At 64.4% G+C, this 16,867-nt stretch carries 17 protein-coding genes; 6 read left to right on the top strand and 11 right to left on the bottom strand.

The window, feature by feature from the left end; all coding sequences use genetic code 11:
• The first annotated feature begins 18 nt into the window (after nt 1-18).
• Together cyoE and N511_RS0105275 are read left to right on the top strand one after the other, a co-directional pair.
• On the top strand, nt 19-960 hold the full coding sequence (gene cyoE / locus N511_RS0105280; protein WP_027678338.1) for a heme o synthase: 942 nt from the start codon (nt 19-21) through the stop codon (nt 958-960).
• Nucleotides 961-1,029: 69 nt separating this feature from the next.
• A complete protein-coding gene (locus N511_RS0105275) occupies nt 1,030-1,635 on the top strand; it encodes an SCO family protein (protein ID WP_027678337.1) in 606 nt (201 codons plus the stop codon).
• 66 nt (nt 1,636-1,701) lie between these two features.
• On the opposite strand, the gene rpoH is transcribed toward N511_RS0105275, so the two are convergent.
• Nucleotides 1,702-2,595 carry an RNA polymerase sigma factor RpoH gene (gene rpoH / locus N511_RS0105270; RefSeq protein ID WP_374220491.1) on the bottom strand — a complete coding sequence of 298 codons (894 nt, stop codon included), beginning with the start codon at nt 2,593-2,595 and terminating at the stop codon, nt 1,702-1,704.
• Nucleotides 2,596-2,830: 235 nt separating this feature from the next.
• On the bottom strand, nt 2,831-5,749 hold the full coding sequence (locus N511_RS0105265) for a diguanylate cyclase domain-containing protein (RefSeq protein ID WP_027678336.1): 2,919 nt from the start codon (nt 5,747-5,749) through the stop codon (nt 2,831-2,833).
• A 240-nt stretch (nt 5,750-5,989) separates the two neighbouring features.
• On the opposite strand from N511_RS0105265, the gene N511_RS0105260 reads away from it, so the two are divergent.
• Together N511_RS0105260 and N511_RS0105255 are read left to right on the top strand one after the other, a co-directional pair.
• Nucleotides 5,990-6,394 (top strand): OsmC family protein, encoded by a 405-nt coding sequence (locus tag N511_RS0105260; protein ID WP_027678335.1) that lies wholly within the window; start codon nt 5,990-5,992, stop codon nt 6,392-6,394.
• Nucleotides 6,395-6,407: 13 nt separating this feature from the next.
• A complete protein-coding gene (locus N511_RS0105255) occupies nt 6,408-7,277 on the top strand; it encodes a pirin family protein (RefSeq protein ID WP_027678334.1) in 870 nt (289 codons plus the stop codon).
• A gap of 13 nt (nt 7,278-7,290) precedes the next feature.
• Here the strand turns inward: N511_RS0105255 and ybiB are convergent, their stop codons facing one another.
• From ybiB to N511_RS0105215, 8 genes are all read right to left on the bottom strand, one after another.
• Nucleotides 7,291-8,301, bottom strand: a complete 1,011-nt coding sequence (gene ybiB / locus N511_RS0105250; RefSeq protein ID WP_027678333.1) for a DNA-binding protein YbiB — start codon at nt 8,299-8,301, stop codon at nt 7,291-7,293.
• Nucleotides 8,302-8,672: 371 nt separating this feature from the next.
• Nucleotides 8,673-9,077, bottom strand: coding sequence for a VOC family protein (locus tag N511_RS0105245; RefSeq protein ID WP_027678332.1), 405 nt, complete (start codon nt 9,075-9,077; stop codon nt 8,673-8,675).
• Nucleotides 9,078-9,179: 102 nt separating this feature from the next.
• Nucleotides 9,180-9,770, bottom strand: coding sequence for a Crp/Fnr family transcriptional regulator (locus tag N511_RS0105240; protein ID WP_027678331.1), 591 nt, complete (start codon nt 9,768-9,770; stop codon nt 9,180-9,182).
• Nucleotides 9,771-10,247: 477 nt separating this feature from the next.
• Complete coding sequence (locus tag N511_RS0105235) at nt 10,248-11,051, bottom strand: ABC transporter ATP-binding protein (protein ID WP_027678330.1); 804 nt, start codon at nt 11,049-11,051, stop codon at nt 10,248-10,250.
• A gap of 18 nt (nt 11,052-11,069) precedes the next feature.
• Nucleotides 11,070-11,921 (bottom strand): nitrate ABC transporter permease, encoded by an 852-nt coding sequence (gene ntrB, locus N511_RS0105230; RefSeq protein ID WP_027678329.1) that lies wholly within the window; start codon nt 11,919-11,921, stop codon nt 11,070-11,072.
• Nucleotides 11,922-11,976: 55 nt separating this feature from the next.
• Nucleotides 11,977-13,257 carry a CmpA/NrtA family ABC transporter substrate-binding protein gene (locus tag N511_RS0105225; RefSeq protein ID WP_027678328.1) on the bottom strand — a complete coding sequence of 427 codons (1,281 nt, stop codon included), beginning with the start codon at nt 13,255-13,257 and terminating at the stop codon, nt 11,977-11,979.
• A 219-nt stretch (nt 13,258-13,476) separates the two neighbouring features.
• Nucleotides 13,477-13,824 (bottom strand): hypothetical protein, encoded by a 348-nt coding sequence (locus N511_RS23720; RefSeq protein ID WP_155954020.1) that lies wholly within the window; start codon nt 13,822-13,824, stop codon nt 13,477-13,479.
• Between the two features lie 88 nt (nt 13,825-13,912).
• Entirely contained in the window at nt 13,913-14,539 is a 627-nt protein-coding gene (locus N511_RS0105215) for an ANTAR domain-containing response regulator (protein ID WP_027678327.1), read from the bottom strand.
• A 146-nt stretch (nt 14,540-14,685) separates the two neighbouring features.
• On the opposite strand from N511_RS0105215, the gene N511_RS0105210 reads away from it, so the two are divergent.
• Together N511_RS0105210 and maiA are read left to right on the top strand one after the other, a co-directional pair.
• A complete protein-coding gene (locus tag N511_RS0105210) occupies nt 14,686-15,387 on the top strand; it encodes a fumarylacetoacetate hydrolase family protein (RefSeq protein WP_027678326.1) in 702 nt (233 codons plus the stop codon).
• 26 nt (nt 15,388-15,413) lie between these two features.
• Nucleotides 15,414-16,058: a maleylacetoacetate isomerase gene (gene maiA, locus N511_RS0105205; protein WP_037026290.1), complete on the top strand. Its 645-nt coding sequence runs from the start codon at nt 15,414-15,416 to the stop codon at nt 16,056-16,058.
• Nucleotides 16,059-16,135: 77 nt separating this feature from the next.
• Here maiA and N511_RS25195 read toward each other — a convergent pair whose 3' ends face one another.
• Nucleotides 16,136-16,672, bottom strand: coding sequence for a hypothetical protein (locus N511_RS25195; RefSeq protein ID WP_155954019.1), 537 nt, complete (start codon nt 16,670-16,672; stop codon nt 16,136-16,138).
• Between the last annotated feature and the right edge of the window lie 195 nt (nt 16,673-16,867).

Raw genomic sequence — 16,867 nt, 5'->3', positions numbered from 1 at the left:
GCCGTCTGAACGTTTTTTATGAATACCGTGGCAACCCCAACAACTTCCACTCAACTTCCTGGCTGGCGAACGACCGCATCGCAGTATGCGGCGCTGACCAAGCCGCGCGTCACGCAGCTTGCCGTGTTCTGCGCCGTGATCGGCATGTTCCTGGCCACGCCGGGCATGGTGCCGTGGCCGGTGCTGATCGGCGGGGCGGTTGGCATCTGGCTGTTCGCCGGTGCTGCCTTCGCCATCAACTGCCTGGTCGAGCGCAAGATCGACGCGATGATGCGTCGTACGGCCTGGCGCCCGTCGGCCAGCGGCGAGCTGGGCACGCGGCAGATCCTGGTGTTCTCGGTGGTGCTGGGCGGCGCAGGCATGTGGACGCTGCACGTGTTCGCCAACGACCTCACGATGTGGCTCACGTTCGCGACCTTCATCGGTTACGCGATCATCTACACGCTGCTGCTCAAGCCGGCCACACCGCAGAACATCGTGATCGGCGGTCTCTCGGGGGCGATGCCGCCGGCGCTGGGCTGGGCGGCCGTCGCCAACAGCGTGCCGGCCGAGGCGTGGATTCTGGTGCTGATCATCTTTACCTGGACGCCGCCGCACTTCTGGGCGCTCGCGCTATACCGCCGGGCCGACTACGCCAAGTCAGGTCTACCGATGCTGCCGATCACGCACGGCGAGAAATACACGCTGCTGCACATCCTGCTGTACACGCTCATCATGATTGCCGCGACCATCCTGCCGTTCGTCTACGGCATGAGCGGCTATATCTACCTGGCGACAGCGCTGGTGCTGGGCTTCGGCTTCCTCTCGTATGCGTGGCGCATGTACCGCAAGTATTCCGACGCGCTGGCGCAGAAGACTTTCCGCTACTCGATCATCTACCTGTCGATCCTGTTTGCCGCGCTGCTGGTCGACCACTACTTCAAGTTCGGCCCGGCGCTTACGCAAAGCGCGGCACTGTGACGCGCAAGGGCGCCAGCAGGCATGTGCCGTTGGCGCTACGCTAGTCGGTCCGCTTCCAACACGATGACCATGCTCTCTTTCCGACACCTCCGCGCCGCGCTGTTCGCCATGCTGGCCGTCGCCATGCTGGCGCTCGCGGCGTGCAGCGACAAGCCCGCCTTCAAGAACCTCGACATCACCGGATCCAAGAGCTTCGGCACCGATTTCTCGCTGACCGACCACACCGGCAAGCGCCGCACGCTCGAAGATTTCCGCGGCAAAGTCGTCGTCATGTTCTTCGGCTACACGCATTGCCCCGATGTCTGCCCGACCACGCTGGCTGAGCTGCGCGCCGTGATGGACACCCTCGGCAAAGACGCGGACCGGGTCCAGGTGCTGTTCGTCACCGTCGACCCGGAGCGCGATACGCAAGACCTGCTGGCCAAGTACGTGCCCGCGTTCGATCCGCGCTTCATCGGCCTGCGTCCGGCCAACGAGACTGAACTGAAGAAGGTCGCGTCCGACTTCAAGGTGTTCTACAGCAAGGTGCCGGGCAGCTCGCCCGACAACTACACCATGGATCACACCGCCGGCAGCTACATGTTCGATCCGAAGGGCAACCTGCGCCTGTTCATCAAGCACGGCCAGGGCCCGGAGCCGATCGCGCACGACATCAAGCAACTCCTGGCCGACTGATCTTCCGCCACTGCCCAAAGAAAGAGCCCGCCGATCTGGCGGGCTTTTCATTGCGAGGCGGGCAGCTTAGGCGAAGGCTTGCAGTGCACCCTTCATCTTCTTCATCGCGGCCGATTCGATCTGGCGAATGCGCTCGGCCGACACGCCAAACTCGTCTGCCAGTTCGTGCAGCGTCGAGCCGCCCGATCCGTCGTCGTTCACGTTCAGCCAGCGGGCCTCGATGATGCGGCGGCTGCGATCGTCAAGCTTGGCCAGGGCGGCTTCGATGCCCTCGCTTTGCATGCGGTCGTTGCTACGCGCTTCGATCACGCGAGTCGGCTCGTTGTGCGTATCGGCCAGGTAGGCGATCGGGGCGAACGACTCCTCGCCGTCGTCCATCTGGCCTTCCAGCGCAATGTCGCCGCCGGACAGCCGCGTTTCCATCTCGCGCACTTCCGTGCCCTTGACGTTGAGTTCGGCCGCCACGGCGTCGATTTCGTCCGACGTGAAAGTCGCCTGCGCATCCTGCTTGTGGCTGCGCAGGTTGAAGAACAGCTTGCGCTGCGCCTTGGTGGTGGCCACCTTGACCATGCGCCAGTTCTTCAGGATGTACTCGTGCATCTCGGCCTTGATCCAGTGCATCGCGTACGAGACGAGACGCACGCCCTGATCCGGGTCGAAGCGCTTGACGGCCTTCATCAGGCCGATGTTGCCTTCCTGGATCAGGTCGGCGTGCGGCAGACCGTAGCCCAGGTAGCCGCGTGCAATCGACACGACCAGGCGCAGGTGCGAGAGCACTAGGCGGCGGGCGGCATCGAGATTGTCGTTGTCGCGATATTCGCGGGCCAGGCGTTGTTCTTCTTCAGCCGACAGCATCGGCACACGGTTGACGCTCTGGATATAGGCGTCGATGTTGCCCAGGTTGCCGGGGAACGCCAGCGCCCATCCATTACCGGCGTTGCCGGACGGCTGGGTGGCGATTGCGGAAACGGTATTCACGGGGATGACTGCGTTCACTCAGGACTCCTGTCGAAATCCAGTGGAGGTTTGGACAGGCATCTTAGCACTCCGACCGGAAGAGTGCTAATAGGACATTTTTGCCTGCTTGATAGTTCCCGTAAATCAGAGAATTTGTCTTGATAGTGTGATGTTTGCGCCGCAGCAATATAGGCGGCGCACCCAGTCATAGACCGTCGCCGACGGCATCGGTTCTCGGCTAGGCCGCAGTGTTACGGCCGCGGGACTTGGCCCAATAAAGTGCGCGATCGGCTTCCCGTAGAGCGGCGTCGGGCTCACGGACCTCAGGGCCGGGGCACGCCACGCCGATGCTCGTGGTGACGTGCAGGATCGTGTCGCCGGGCAGGATGATGGGCGGGCGGATTGCGCCGACGATCTTCTGGGCGGTGTGCAGCGCATCATCCGGGGCGTCGATGGGATCCAGCAGGATGATGAATTCGTCACCTGCGAGGCGCGCGACGGTATCAGTGCGACGCACGGCGCGCTGGAGTCGGTGCGCGACCTCCACCAGCACGGCATCGCCGGCGGCGTGGCCGTAGGTGTCGTTGATGTGCTTGAAGTGGTCGACGTCCAGGTACAGCACGCCCAGCGGGGCGGGCAGCCGCTGACGGCGCTCCAGCGCGCCGCGCAGGCGCTCGTAGAGTTCGTAGCGGTTGGGCAGGCCGGTGAGGGCGTCAAAGCGCGCCATGCGCGAAAGCTCCATCTCGCTGCGCTTGGCTTCGGTCACGTCCTGCACAAAGGCATAGAAACCGCAACGGCCGTCCTGCGCTTCGCCGGCATCGGGGACGAGCTGGCCCCGGAAGTGTCGCGAGCGGCTGCGCAGACCGCTGGCAGACGGTTTTTCGTACCACGGCGCGGTGATCTCGAACTGGACCGACTCTCCTCGCTGCGCGCGCGCGAGATACGGCGCAAGGAGGGCGTACGTGCCGGGCGTGAAGACGTGTTCCGGCGTCTGGCCGCAGACGTCCTCTGGAGTGCGCTGCAGCCAACGTGCGTGCGTGACGTTGCAGAACGTGAAGACGCCGTCTGGGTTGATGTGCGAGACCAGCAGCGGCGCGTTGTCGAGCACCAGCTTGAGCGCGCGTTCACTGCGCGCCAGGGCCAGCTCGGCGGCGGTGCGGGCCGTCAGATCCTGCAGCACCGAGAAATAGCCCCGCAGCGTGCCGCGATCGTCGTAGTCAGGAAAGTAATGGCCGCTCAGGTAGCGGGGCACGCCCGTGCGCATCGACTGGATCTCGAACTGCACCGGGTACCCGGCCAGCACCTCGGTCATGTAGGGCAGCAGCGCGCGATAGTCCTCGGGGGCATAGATGTCGCGCACGTGGCGATCGAGCATCTCGTCTTCGCGGCGGCCGAAGGCTTCGAGCAGCGTACGGCTGGCAAAGCGGACGATGCCGTCGGGGTCGACGTAGCTCAGCTGCGCGGGCACGTTGTCGGCCACGAGGCGCAGTTGTTCGCGGCTGGCGCGCAGGGCGTCCCGGCGGCGCTCGAGGCTCTCGTTGGCGGTGCGCAGCGCACGTTCGGACGCGGCCAGCCGGTTGGCAAACGGACGCACTGTCAGGCGGATGACCAGCACGCTGCCGATCATCAGGCACAGCATGAAGGCGGCGAGTCGCTCAAACTGCACGCGCATCGGGGCGTACAGCTCGGCGCAGGCGATCTTGCTGATCAGCGCCAGGCCCGTGTGGCCGATCGGCGTGTAGCTGAACGAGGTCGGCATGCCGTGGATGTCCTGCCATTGGCCGTAGCCTGCCTCGCCGGCCAGCGCCAAGCGCGACGGCAGCGGCCGGCGGTCGAGCGTCAGCGCCGGCAGCTCGAACACGTACGCATCGAAGCGCTGCGGAAACGACATGGCGCGGCCGCGCGCATCCAAGCCCGCCATCGCCAGCGTTTCGGTCTTTCCGATGCCGCGTTCGGTGGCGTAGCGTGCGGTCATGTGGGCGAGCGGTTGCTCGGCGACCAGCCAGCCGATCTGCATGCCGTCTGCCATGACGGGCGTTTCCGTGCGCATGGCAAATCCGTGTACCCATTGCAGCGTGACGCGCTCGGGCGGGAGGCCGGCGTGCAGCGGAATCGACAGCTCAGGCTTAGGCGTCTGCGTGCCGAGACTGACGATGCCCTCGCCCGCCAGCGTACGCAGTTGCAGGTAGGAGTAGCCCTGTTCGCGATAGGCCTGCAGCGCGCTCTCGCTGCGCAGGCGCGCTGCGTTGTCGGCCGGATGCCGGAGCACTTCCTGGATGTGCGTGGCAGCGGCCACCAGCCGCGGGCTCTCCGCGCGCATGGCCAGCAGCTGATCGAACTCTTCTGCGTAGCTGGAGAGCGCCCGCGTCCGCGTGGTGCCGAACGTCTGGCTGACGCTGTCCACCTGGATGATGAACGCCGTGATGGTGGCGCCCAGGCCCGCCAGCACCACGCAGCCGCCGCTGATCCACACGATGGTGTCTTCCGGCGACAAGCGCAGGCGCAGCATGCCCGGCTGCCGGATCACCGCGAGGCACAGCACGCCCGTGACCACCAGCAGCGTGCAGATGGCGGCCACGTCCGAGGCGCGCCACACCAACCACGTCGGGTACAGATATTCGAGCGCCATGGCGCGGCCGAGCAGGTCGCCGGCGCAGAGCAGCATCGCCAGGCCGACCAGGCCCCAGAACCACCGCGCGCGGTGCGGTTTGCGCAACGTCGGCACAAGGCTCAGGGCCGTTGCCGATGCGGCCATCGCCAGCGCGTGGCTGGGGTGCATGCCGCCGATCCATCCGGTCACCCATTGGCGGTCAAGCCATGTGTGTACGGCGGGAAAATCCAGCCCGATCGGCCAACCCGTGATCATCTCGGCCATCCGCAGCGTGGACAGCACAGCCACCACGCCGCCGAGCCCCCGGGCCACCGGATCCGCCCAGCGCACATTCGGCCGCACCGTCCCGACCAGCAGCGCCGTCAGCCCCACGCCAAGCAGGGTCAGGTTGATGCCGGTAGCGAACACGATCAGCAGCCGATCGGTGCCGACCTTCACTGCCCACGGCCAATGCCGCAGCCAGCCGACCATCACGGTCAGCCCGACAAGGACGAGGAGAAAGCCGATGCCGCCGGCGATGGCGACAAGCGGCCGGCGAGGAACCATGCAGGTAATGCGTAAGCGGGGCGGTTTCTGGGCGGATGTCTTCTAACCGGAAGATCGGCGGAAAACCGCGCCGCTTGAGCGTTTCCACCTAAATGGGTGGGCAGAATTGTCATGTCTGCAATGTCGGGTGATCGCGGCGCCGGCCAATGCGATGCACGCGGCACTTTGTGTCAGCTCCCGTGGCGTCACGCAAGTTGGCTACACTGCCCAGACATTGCAGAAACCGTTACAGGAGCCGTCATGACGATCGTCGTCAGCAAGGACACCGAAGGCCTTTTCCGCCACAAGGTGACGTTCCCCGAAGGCGTCACTTATACCGATGTGCCCAAGCCGACAGGCGAAGGCAGCGCGCCCGACCCCCACGCCTACTTTGACGCGGCCCTGGCCAGCTGCAAGGCGCTGACCGTCACGCTGTATGCGCGCCAGCGCAAGTACCCGCTCGATTCCATCGACGTGGCCGTCGAGCACGACGGCACCCAGGAGCGCCAGGGCCGCTACAAGCTGCGCACGGTGCTGACCCTGCACGGCGACCTGAGCGACGAGCAGCGCGCCGACCTGCTGCGCGTGGCCGGTAAATGCCCCATTCACAAGCTGATGACGGAAGTCGAGATCAGCGTCGACACCGAGCTGGCCGAGCGCGCCTGAGGAGCTTTCCACCATGACGTCCATTCAGCACATCATTGGCCCGCACGTGCGGGATCTCGGCGGTTTCTCGGTCAAGCGCGTGCTGCCCTCGGCGGCGCGCCAGACGGTCGGGCCGTTCATCTTCTTCGACCACATGGGCCCCGTGGATTTCGCGCCGGGCGAGGGCATCGACGTGCGCCCGCACCCGCACATCGGGCTGGCCACCGTCACGTACCTGTTTGACGGCAGCATGGTCCATCGCGACAGCCTCGGCAGCGTGCAGACCATCACGCCCGGCGACGTGAATTGGATGACGGCCGGCAACGGCATCGTCCACTCCGAGCGTTCCTCGCCCGAGGGACGCGAAAAGGGCGCGCGCGTGCACGGCATTCAGACCTGGGTAGCGCTGCCGAAGGATCAGGAAAAGGTGGACGCCAGCTTCGCCCATCACGCCGCCGACACGCTGCCCAAGCTGGAATGCCCGGGCGTGCAGGGCGTTGTCATTGCGGGGGATGCCTTTGGGCTGACGTCGCCGGTGAAGGTGAGTTCGCGCACGCTGTATGTGGCGCTGGAACTGGCGGCCGGTGCATCGCTGGTGATTCCGCCCGAGCATGCAGACCGCGGCCTGTATCTGGTCGAGGGCGCTGTCACCATCGACGGCGAGGCGCTCGACCCGCACCACCTTGCCGTGCTGGAACCGGGCGGCGACGTGACGCTCACCGCGCAGGTGTCGTCGCGCGTGATGCTGCTGGGCGGTGACCCGACCGACGGCCACCGCCACATCTACTGGAACTTCGTCGCCAGCGACAAGGCCGACATTGAAGACGCCAAGCAGCGCTGGGAGGCCGACACCTTCGCCCACGTGCCGGGCGAGACGGAGCGCATCCCGCTGCCGTCCAAGTAAGACCGGCGATCGCTCAGGCAGCCTGCGCCGGTCGTGCACATCGCACGATCGCGCGGACCTGCTTGGCGATCGGCTCCGGCACCGGCTGCTTGCCGTCGAGCACCGCTTCAATCCACCGCGCCGTTGCCGCCACGTCCGTTCCCGCGGGCAGCTCAGGCGGTGCGTCGCTCGAACCTTCCACCGCTTCGATCACCGTTTCATGCGCGCCGTCGTGCAGCCACTCCACCGCACTGCCGCGCCGCGCATCGGCCACCGCCTCGCCCTCGGTGCCGCGTGCCAGCAGCACATTGGCCGGGTGGCGCAGAAAGTAATCGGTGAGCGTGTCGCGGTATTCCGGGTGCGTGTAGCTGACCAGCCGTAACGCCTCGTGCGGCGCGTGCCCGCCAATGGGCTGCAGCATCTTCACCACCGTGTGGGCCGAATTGCGCAGGCCGACGATCTCGCGCTTGTCCAGCAACGATGTCAGCTGGGGAGAGAGCACGTCGATTGGCACGAATGCCAGTCGATCGCGTTCCAGGCGCTGACGTGCGTCGTCCATGTGTTCGCAGACCGGCCAGCCGAGCGCTTCGAACAACGCCGCCGTGGTGATGCGGCCGTCGAAGCGGCGGATGCCATGCACCAGCACGGGCACACCTTCGCGCGCCAGCAGCTTGGCCAGCAGCGGCACGAGGTTCGGCTGGCGGCGGGCGCCGTTGTAGCTCGGGATGACGACCGGCAGCGCATGCTCTGGCGTGTCGGGCGCCGGCAGCGGCCGGCAATGCGCATGCGTGGCCTCCAGCATGCCGTCGAGTTCTTCCGGCGTCTCGCCCTTGATGCGATAGGCCATGAGGATGGCGCCGAGCTGCACGTCGGAGATGCGGCCTTCCAGCATGGCGGTGAAGAGCGCACGGGCGTCGTGCTTGACCAGGGCGCGGGCGCCGTCTGCGCCGCGGCCGATTTCCTTGATGAACCGGGCGGCGGGGAAGGGGCCGTTAGCGAAGGCGTCTTCAGTAGCGGTGGCGGGGAGGATGGGGGGAGCGGGCATCAGGAAGCTGGGCGGGTTTTTGTGTGGGTTTGATCATAGCGCTGGGGTTTGCGCTGGCGCTAGCGTGGGGCGTGGGGTGTTCTTTGTTGGTGGTGCATCTCTTGTTTCATCCCTTGCCGGGGCTGAGTCACTTTCTTTGTCTTGCCAAAGAAAGTAACCAAAGAAAGGCGCGCCCGAGATGGCGACCCCCTCCTTGGATTTTTGTCGCGGGGAGGGAGGGGAGCCAAACTCGCTGCGCTCAGACAAGGCTCCCCTCTTTATCCTCCCCGCAACAAAAATCCAAGGCGCCATCTAGGGCAGGAAAGTCAAAGGCCACACCGGCGCGGTGGGCCGGGCGTGGCGATGTGTCTGTCGTGCCTTGGCGCTTGGCGTCACGAACTGATCGCGGCGGGATCCATCCAGATGGCTTCCCAGATGTGGCCGTCCAGGTCGGCCAGGGCGCGGCCGTACATGAATCCCAGGTCCTGCTTGGGGTTGATGTCGGCTGTGCCGCCGCACTTCACGGCGGCATCGTTCATGTGGTCGACGGCGTCTTTGCTGTCGCAGGTGAGGGCGAGCATCACTTCGCTCGATCCGCTTTGCGGGAGCGGGCGGCTGGTGAACGTGTGCCACTTTGCGTGCGTGAGCAGCATCACGAAGATCGACTCGCTCCACACCATGCAGGCGGCGGTGTCGTCGGTAAATTGCGGGTTGTTCGTGAAGCCCAGGGCTTCGTAGAAGGCTTTGGATTTCGGCAGGTCTGCGACCGGCAGGTTGATGAAGATCGACTTGGTCATGACAGGTCTCCTTGGTTGAGGGCGAGCACCGCGCTTGCCTGACCGAACGATACGGGCGCGGACACCCTTGGCGCATTGACTATTGGTAAGACGCCATCCCGCTCATCCCACACCCAAGGCAATCGCTTTGCGCAGGCGGCTCAGGCTTTCCGGTGTGATGCCCAGCCAAGCGGCGATGTGATGCTGCTTCAGGCGCCTGTGCAGATCGGGCTCGCTGCTGATGAAGTTGCGATAGCGCTTCATCGCGCTGTCGTGGCGGAAGGCGATCTCGACTGGCTCTTTCTCGATGATCCAGTGGCGCTCCATGTAATGGATGTAGAACGCCGCGATATCCGGGAAGCGCGCCATCAACGACCGAAATGCCGCGAATTCGTACTCCAGGACACTGCAGTCTTCGATAGCGGTGATCGTAAATTGGCTCGGTTTGCCAAGCAGCGTCGCACTGACCGAGCCGGCAATCCGGCCCTCCGGAAAGAAGTACTTGATGACCATGTCCCCCTCCGGGCCGACATAGTGCTGGAAGAACAGGCCCTCCAGAACAAAGGCGAACCGCGTCGGCACGTCCCCCGCCACGACAAGCGACTCGTCTCTCCGGTACTGCCGCGGTTGAAGCAGAGCAGCCCACGCCCGCTCCGCCGCCTCCGAGATTTCCGCATAGGTCCGGACCTTCCTGAAGAACGCTTCGGTATCCACTCGATCACTCTCCTGGCTTGGCACAGCGAACCGCCCTGGAGAGAAACGCAGCAGGGCCAAAGCTCGCCCCGCATTTGTACCAGAAGGGTCGGCTGCCACCCAGCCAGGGAAAGCAACACCACATACGAAGCGTCCAGCGCCCCCAAGCAGGGAGCGAAGCGAACCGCCCACCCACAACCCACGCTTGAGCCCACGCCAACGCCCAAATCACGCCGGTTTGGCCGTTGAAGTTCCTGCCCTAGATGGCGCCTTGAATTTCTGGAAGCGGGCGGAAAAAGGAAGGAGGCCTGTCTGAGCGAAGCGAGTTTGCCTCCTTCCCCGCCCGGTTACAGAAATTCAAGGAGTGGGTCGCCATCTCGGGCGCGCCTTTCTTTGCTTACTTTCTTTGGCAGGACAAAGAAAGTGAGTCAGCCCCGGCAGGGGATGAAACAGGGGATGGACCACCAAGTCAAAACAACAAAACCATCCCCCAAGCAATCAGGCAGCCTCCGCCACCGGATGCCTTTGCTTCCGATAAAGAAAATCCAACACCGCCGTCCGGCAAGCGTGATAAGCCGCATCCTCCGCCAACGCCATCCGATCCCGCGGCCGCGGCAAATCCACCGTCAACACTTCGCCAATCGTCGCAGCCGGCCCATTCGTCATCATCACGATGCGATCCGCCAGCAGCACCGCTTCATCCACATCGTGGGTCACCATCACCACCGTGCTGCCGGTCGCCGCCACGATCTTCAGCAGCTCGTCCTGCAGATGGGCCCGCGTGAGCGCATCCAGCGCGCCAAACGGCTCATCCATCAGCAACACCTTCGGCTCCATGGACAACGCTCGCGCAATGCCCACGCGCTGCTTCATCCCGCCCGAGATTTCATGCGGATGCTTCTGCTCGGCATGCGACAAGCCCACCAGCGCCAGCGCCGCATGCGTGCGCTCACGCAGTTGCGCCTTGGTCTCGGTCTTGTCGAAGACCCGCTCGACGGCGAGATACACGTTGTCAAAGCACGTGAGCCACGGCAGCAGCGAGTGGTTCTGAAACACCACCGCGCGATCCGGCCCGGGCCCGGCAATCTCGCGCTCGGCGAGGATCAATCCACCCGTGGTCGGCCGCGTGAGGCCGGCAATGAGATTGAGCAACGTCGACTTACCGCACCCCGAGTGCCCGATGAGCGCGATGCACTCACCGCGCGCCACCGTCAGGTCGATGTCGCGCAGGGCGACGAACGGGCCGCGCTTGGTCTTGAACGTCTGCCCGACGTTTTCAATGCGCAGGAATTTGTCTGTCATGGCGCTCCCCCAATGTCCTCAAACCGCGTCGTACGAGAAGCGCCGCGCAATCGCCAGCAGCGCGTGCTCGAGCAGCAAGCCCACCACACCAATCACGAAGATGGCGATGACGATGTGCTCGACCTTCAGATTGTTCCACTCATCCCACAGCCAGAAGCCGATGCCGACACCGCCGGTCAGCATCTCCGCCGCTACGATCACCAGCCACGCCGTGCCGATCGACAGCCGCACGCCCGTCAGCATGTACGGCAGCACCGCCGGAAACAGTACGCGCGTGAACACTTTCCATTCAGACAGGTTCAGCACACGCGCCACGTTCAGGTAGTCCTGCGGCACGCGCGTCACGCCCACGGCGGTGTTGATGACCATCGGCCAGATCGAGCAGATGAAGATCGCCCAGATGGCCGCCGGGTTGGCCGACTTGAACAGCAGCAGCCCGATCGGCAGCCACGCCAGCGGCGACACCGGCCGCAGCAGGCTGATGATGGGCGAGGCCATCGCATTCAGAAACGCAAAGCGCCCGATGAGGAAGCCCGCAGGAATGCCGATGACCGCCGCCATGCCGAAGCCCGCGCCCACGCGCGCCAGCGATGCGAGCACGTTCCAACCCACGCCCTGGTCATTTGGGCCATTGCGATAGAACGGATCGGCAAACAGCGCGACCGCTGCTTTCCACGTCACCGCTGGTGTCGGCAATGCGGAGATGGCCGTGGCAATGCCCTGCCACGCCAGCACAAACAGAACCAAGCCCAGCACCGGCGGAAAGCCGCGCACCACGGCAGCGACAAACCAGTCGCGCGCAACGAACCGGCGACGTTCAGGGGCGGCGTCGGACTGCACGCCGGACAACGTTTTGACGAGCGTGTTCATGTCGGGCTCCATCGAGGTGAGGGACCGCAATCAGAAATTCGGAAGGCCGGAGGCGTCAGGCTTTCAGCTTGAAGCCGTCCGCATAGGCGGCGGGGTTCTTCGCATCCCACACCACGCCGTCGATCAGCTTGGCCGTGCGCATGTCGCTCTTGGGCAGCGGCGTGCCGGTGGCGGTTGCCGCCTGCTTGAAGATGTCGATGCGGTTGACCTGCTTGGCGACGGCCAGGTAATCCGGATGCGCCTTCAGCAACCCCCAGCGCTTGTGCTGCGTGAGGAACCACATGCCGTCCGACAGGTACGGGAAGTTGACTGCCCCATCGTGATAGAAGCGCATCGGGTCCGGGTCGTCCCAGGTCTTGCCCAGGCCGTTCGAGTAGCGCCCCAGCATGCGGTCGAGAATGATGTCCATGTCGGTGTTGACGTAGGACTTGGCGGCGATGGTCTCGGCCGTCTTGCGACGGTTTGATGCCGACGCATCGATGAACTTGCTTGCCTCCAGCACCGCGGCCGTGAGCGCACGCGCCGTGTTCGGATACTTCTGCACGAACTCTGCCGTGGTGCCCAGCACCTTCTCCGGGTGGTCTTTCCAGATGGCCTGTGTGGTCTCGGCGGTAAAGCCGATGTTGTCTGCGATCGCGCGGGCACCCCACGGCTCGCCCACGCAATAGCCATCCATGTTGCCCACGCGCATGTTTGCGACCATCTGCGGCGGCGGCACGGTGATCGCCTTCGCTTCCTGCAGCGGGTGGATGCCGTGCGCGGCCAGCCAGTAATACAGCCACATCGCATGCGTGCCGGTCGGGAAGGTCTGCGCGAACACATATTCGCGCTTGTCTTTCGCCATGACGGCCTTCAACGACGCGCCATCCTTGACGCCCGCGTCCTTGAGCTTGGACGACAGCGTGATCGCCTGGCCGTTGTTGTTGAGCGTCATCAGCACGGCCATGTCTTTCTTTGGGCCGCCAATGCCGAGCTGCACGCCATAGATCAGGCCGTACAGCACGTGCGCCGCATCCAGGTCGCCCGATACCAGCTTGTCGCGCACGCCCGCCCACGAGGCTTCTTTCGACGGCGTGATCTTGATGCCGTACTTCTTGTCGATGCCGAGCGTGGACGCCATGACCACCGAGGCGCAGTCCGTGAGGGGGATGAAGCCCACTTTCAGCTCCGTCTTCTCGGGCGCATCGGAACCGGCGGCCCAGGCCCCGGCACGCACCAGCGGATCGATCAATGCCACGGCACTGCCTCCTGCAATCGTCGCCGCGGCTTTCATGATGCTGCGGCGCTTCGGGTTGATCGGGTTGACGAGAGCGTCGGTCTTGTCTGGCGCGGCCATCCATGGCTCCAAAGAAAAAGCGTCCCGACGCGCGACCGCCGCCCATCCGGAAGAGGGGCGCGCTGCCGTGCATCGGGACGCCGTTGTCCCGTGCCGGTACCCACGTTGGCACCGGCTTCGCAGCGACACTTGCAAGGGGTATGCCAACTTTGAGCGATGCATGCTGGCGTTCCGAGTCCCGATCTTCGCGCGCCGAGCTTTTTTCTCGGCGTTCCGAGTTCAGAACTCGGCGCGTGAGGCTTTTAGCTCGGCGGTTGAGGCTCGGAACTCGGCGCGTGAGGCTTTTTGCTCGGCGGTTGAGGCTCGGAACTCGGCGCGCGAGGCTTTTAGCTCGGCGATTGAGGTTCGGAACTCGGCGCGCGAGGCTTTTAGCTCGGCGGTTGAGGCTCGGAACTCGGCGCGCGAGGCTTTTAGCTCGGCGATTGAGGTTCGGAACTCGGCGCGCGAGGCTTTTAGCTCGGCGATTGAGGTTCGGAACTCGGCGCGCGAGGCTTTTAGCTCGGCGGTTGAGGCTCGGAACTCGGCGCGTGAGGCTTTTAGCTCGGCGGTTGAGGTTCGGAACGCCACGTGTGGGGTTCGGAACGCCGCGCGCGACTGGTGCGTTTCCAGCGCCGGAGTTGTGCGACGCACCAAAACTGGGCGGTGGTCTGACCGCTCAACCGGCCATCACGTCGATCACGCGTTGGGCGGCTTCCACCAGTTTGATGTTGCGATCCATCGCCATCTTGCGCAGGCGCTTGAAGGCGTCGTCTTCCGACAGGTTCATCTGCTTCATCAGCAGGCCCTTGGCGCGCTCAAGCACCTTGCGCTCGGCGAGTTGCGTCTTGGCGGTGTCCAGCTCGGCCCGCAATTCACGCTCGTGTTCGAAGCGGGCATAGGCAACGTCCAGCACGGCCTTCACACGCGTGGGCTTGATGCCGTCGACGATGTAGGCGGTGATGCCGGCGGCAAACGCCGTCTTGATGCGCGTGGCGTCGTCGTTGTCGGTGAAGAGCACGATCGGGCGGGGCGCATGCTGCGTGGCCACGCAGACGTGCTCGATGGTGTCCCGCGCGGCCGATTCGGACGCAACGATCACCATGTCGGGCTGTGTCTCGGCAATGCGCTCGGGCAGCGTCAGGTCGGCGTCCGCCAGGCCGACGTCCACAAAGCCAGCCTCCGCCAGCCCGGCGCGAATCAGCTCGAGATTGATCTGTTCAGCGTCGAGCGGATCACGCACCAGCAGCACGCGCATGGGCGCTGCGGCGGGTGGGGCGGTGGGAATGGGCGGCTTCGTTTGCATGGTGCAAAGTGGGGCAGGGTGCACGCTGCTCATGCAAGAACCGCGCCGGCCCGGTGCGGGTGTATCCTCGCAAACTCGTCGGTCGCCGGGGGGCGGTGGCCGCAGTTTCCCACCTGTTCCAATCCGCTTAGTCAGAGGAGACCCGCATGACCGATTTCGTCGTCACCCCGCCCGCCGTCAATGGCATTCCCGTGCGTGGCGGGCAAGGCCAGTTTCCGGTGCGCCGTGTGTATTGCGTCGGCCGCAACTACGCCGCTCATGCACGCGAGATGGGTTCCGACCCCGACCGCGAACCGCCGTTCTTCTTCTGCAAGCCGGCCGACGCCGTGCGCTACATCGCAGACGGCGAGACCGGCCAGTTCGTCTACCCGACTGAAACGAAGGATTGCCACTACGAGATCGAACTCGTGGTCGCCATCGGCACGGGCGGGCGCGACATCGCCGTGGAAACGGCAGCCAACCATATCTACGGTTACGCCATCGGCCTGGACATGACGCGCCGCGACCTGCAGAACGCGGCAAAGAAGGGCGGCCGCCCCTGGGAGACCGGCAAGGCTTTCGACGGCTCGGCGCCCATCGGCCCGATCGTGCCGGCCAAGGATGTGGCGCATCCGGACAAGGGCGCCATCACGCTGTCGGTCAACGGCCGCGAACACCAGCGCGGTGACCTGTCGGACCTGATCTGGTCGGTGCCGGAAACCATTGCGTATCTGTCGCGCCTGTTCGAACTGCGCCCCGGCGACCTGATCTACACCGGCACGCCCGAAGGCGTCGGCCCGGTGGTCGTCGGCGACCTGATGGTCGGCAAGATCGACGGCGTGGGCGAACTGCACGTCAAGGTCATTTGATAGACGCGACAGAAGAGTCAGAAGCCATGTCGATCAAGCTGTACAACTACTTCCGCAGTTCGGCGTCGTTCCGTGTGCGCATCGCCCTGGAGATCAAGGGCCTGCCGTACGACTACGCGCCGGTGCACCTGCTCAAGGGCGAGCAACTGGCGCCCGACTTCGTCAAGCTGAACCCCGATGCGCTGGTGCCCGTGCTGTGCGACGGCAACGACGTGCTGAACCAGTCGTTGGCGATCGTCGAATACCTGGAAGAGACGCATCCCGAGCCCACGCTGCTGCCGGGCTCGCCCAGCAATCGCGCGCACATCCGCGCGATTGCCCTGGCGATTGCCTGCGAGATCCATCCGCTGAACAATCCGCGCGTGCTGAAGTATCTGAAGAACACGTTCAACGTGGAAGAAGAGGCGCGCAACGACTGGTATCGCCACTGGGTGAAGCTGGGGTTCGCGGCGTTGGAAACGCGGCTGTCACAGTCGCCGCTGACCGGCGCCTACTGTGTTGGCGACACGCCGACGCTGGCCGACGTGTGCCTCGTGCCGCAGGTGTTCAACGGCAAGCGGTTTGATGTGGCGGTGGAGGATTACCCCACGCTTGCGCGCATCTTTGAGCACTGTATGGCGCAGGAGGCGTTTCAGCGGGCGGCGCCTGGGGTGCAGCCGGATGCGGCGTGATTGAGATGTGGGGCGTCGCGGTGGCGGCGCCTTTTTTTTCCATCGGACATCCAACCCTAGGAACAAAAGTCGGTTCGCTAGTTGTTGATGGAGATGATCTTGATCGTCGGCTTACTTCGGCCTTGTTCCGTGATGCCGCTGATCCAAACCTGGCCGTTCCCGATCATGATGCCCCGGTAGCTCACGAACACATCCTCGAATCGTTGTGCTTCGATTGCGTCCTTCACGCGTTGGTTGAAGATCGACGGGTACTCCTTTCTAAATGCTGCCGGCGTCGCGATGGTGCTTGCTCGGTCTAGAGCATGGACGCGCAAGGGGTATTGGACGAGCCGACTGAGGGCATTCTTGTCATCGCGCTTGGTCGCGTCCTTCAAGCAGTCAAAGAATAGTTTTGCCTCGTCAAAGTCCAAGCCAGCTTGTTCATTCAATGCTCTACGAAACACATTTTCTGCCGAACGCGATCGAGTAGAGAGTGAGGTTTCAGCTTGATAGCTCGGCTTGCCGGTGAGCACGTGCTGGCAGTTGGCGTACGTTGTGCCGGGTGGCATTGCAGAAGACAGCGCTGTGATTGCTTGCAAATAGAGCAAGGGATGGGTGCGCAGAACCATAGCCATGTTTGGAGGGGCGTCGTCGTTTCCTTCTGTGCCGCCGCCCGTCTGTCGAAAAGTTGAAAGTCACCAATCGGCGGGTACGTTGGTGGGATCTCTGGACCATTCGGCGTACCCGACCGGCGACGTGCTCGTATGGATTCGGCGTAGCACGATGCGTTGAGATTGAATGGCGCTCTCCGCGTCATAACCGCTTCGATG

The sequence above is a fragment of the Ralstonia sp. UNC404CL21Col genome (genome assembly GCF_000620465.1).
GTDB lineage: Bacteria > Pseudomonadota > Gammaproteobacteria > Burkholderiales > Burkholderiaceae > Ralstonia > Ralstonia flatus.
Note: the sequence above shows the minus strand (reverse complement) of the source record. Positions and strands in the feature narration are given on the sequence as shown.

Coding starts and splice junctions, on each gene's coding strand:
- cyoE (WP_027678338.1), top strand. CDS start 19: ATGAATACCGTGGCAACCCCAACAACTTCCACTCAACTTCCTGGCTGG.
- N511_RS0105275 (WP_027678337.1), top strand. CDS start 1,030: ATGCTCTCTTTCCGACACCTCCGCGCCGCGCTGTTCGCCATGCTGGCC.
- N511_RS0105265 (WP_027678336.1), bottom strand. CDS start 5,749: ATGGTTCCTCGCCGGCCGCTTGTCGCCATCGCCGGCGGCATCGGCTTT.
- N511_RS0105260 (WP_027678335.1), top strand. CDS start 5,990: ATGACGATCGTCGTCAGCAAGGACACCGAAGGCCTTTTCCGCCACAAG.
- N511_RS0105255 (WP_027678334.1), top strand. CDS start 6,408: ATGACGTCCATTCAGCACATCATTGGCCCGCACGTGCGGGATCTCGGC.
- ybiB (WP_027678333.1), bottom strand. CDS start 8,301: ATGCCCGCTCCCCCCATCCTCCCCGCCACCGCTACTGAAGACGCCTTC.
- N511_RS0105245 (WP_027678332.1), bottom strand. CDS start 9,077: ATGACCAAGTCGATCTTCATCAACCTGCCGGTCGCAGACCTGCCGAAA.
- N511_RS0105235 (WP_027678330.1), bottom strand. CDS start 11,051: ATGACAGACAAATTCCTGCGCATTGAAAACGTCGGGCAGACGTTCAAG.
- ntrB (WP_027678329.1), bottom strand. CDS start 11,921: ATGAACACGCTCGTCAAAACGTTGTCCGGCGTGCAGTCCGACGCCGCC.
- N511_RS0105225 (WP_027678328.1), bottom strand. CDS start 13,257: ATGGCCGCGCCAGACAAGACCGACGCTCTCGTCAACCCGATCAACCCG.
- N511_RS0105215 (WP_027678327.1), bottom strand. CDS start 14,539: ATGCAAACGAAGCCGCCCATTCCCACCGCCCCACCCGCCGCAGCGCCC.
- N511_RS0105210 (WP_027678326.1), top strand. CDS start 14,686: ATGACCGATTTCGTCGTCACCCCGCCCGCCGTCAATGGCATTCCCGTG.
- maiA (WP_037026290.1), top strand. CDS start 15,414: ATGTCGATCAAGCTGTACAACTACTTCCGCAGTTCGGCGTCGTTCCGT.
- N511_RS25195 (WP_155954019.1), bottom strand. CDS start 16,672: ATGGCTATGGTTCTGCGCACCCATCCCTTGCTCTATTTGCAAGCAATC.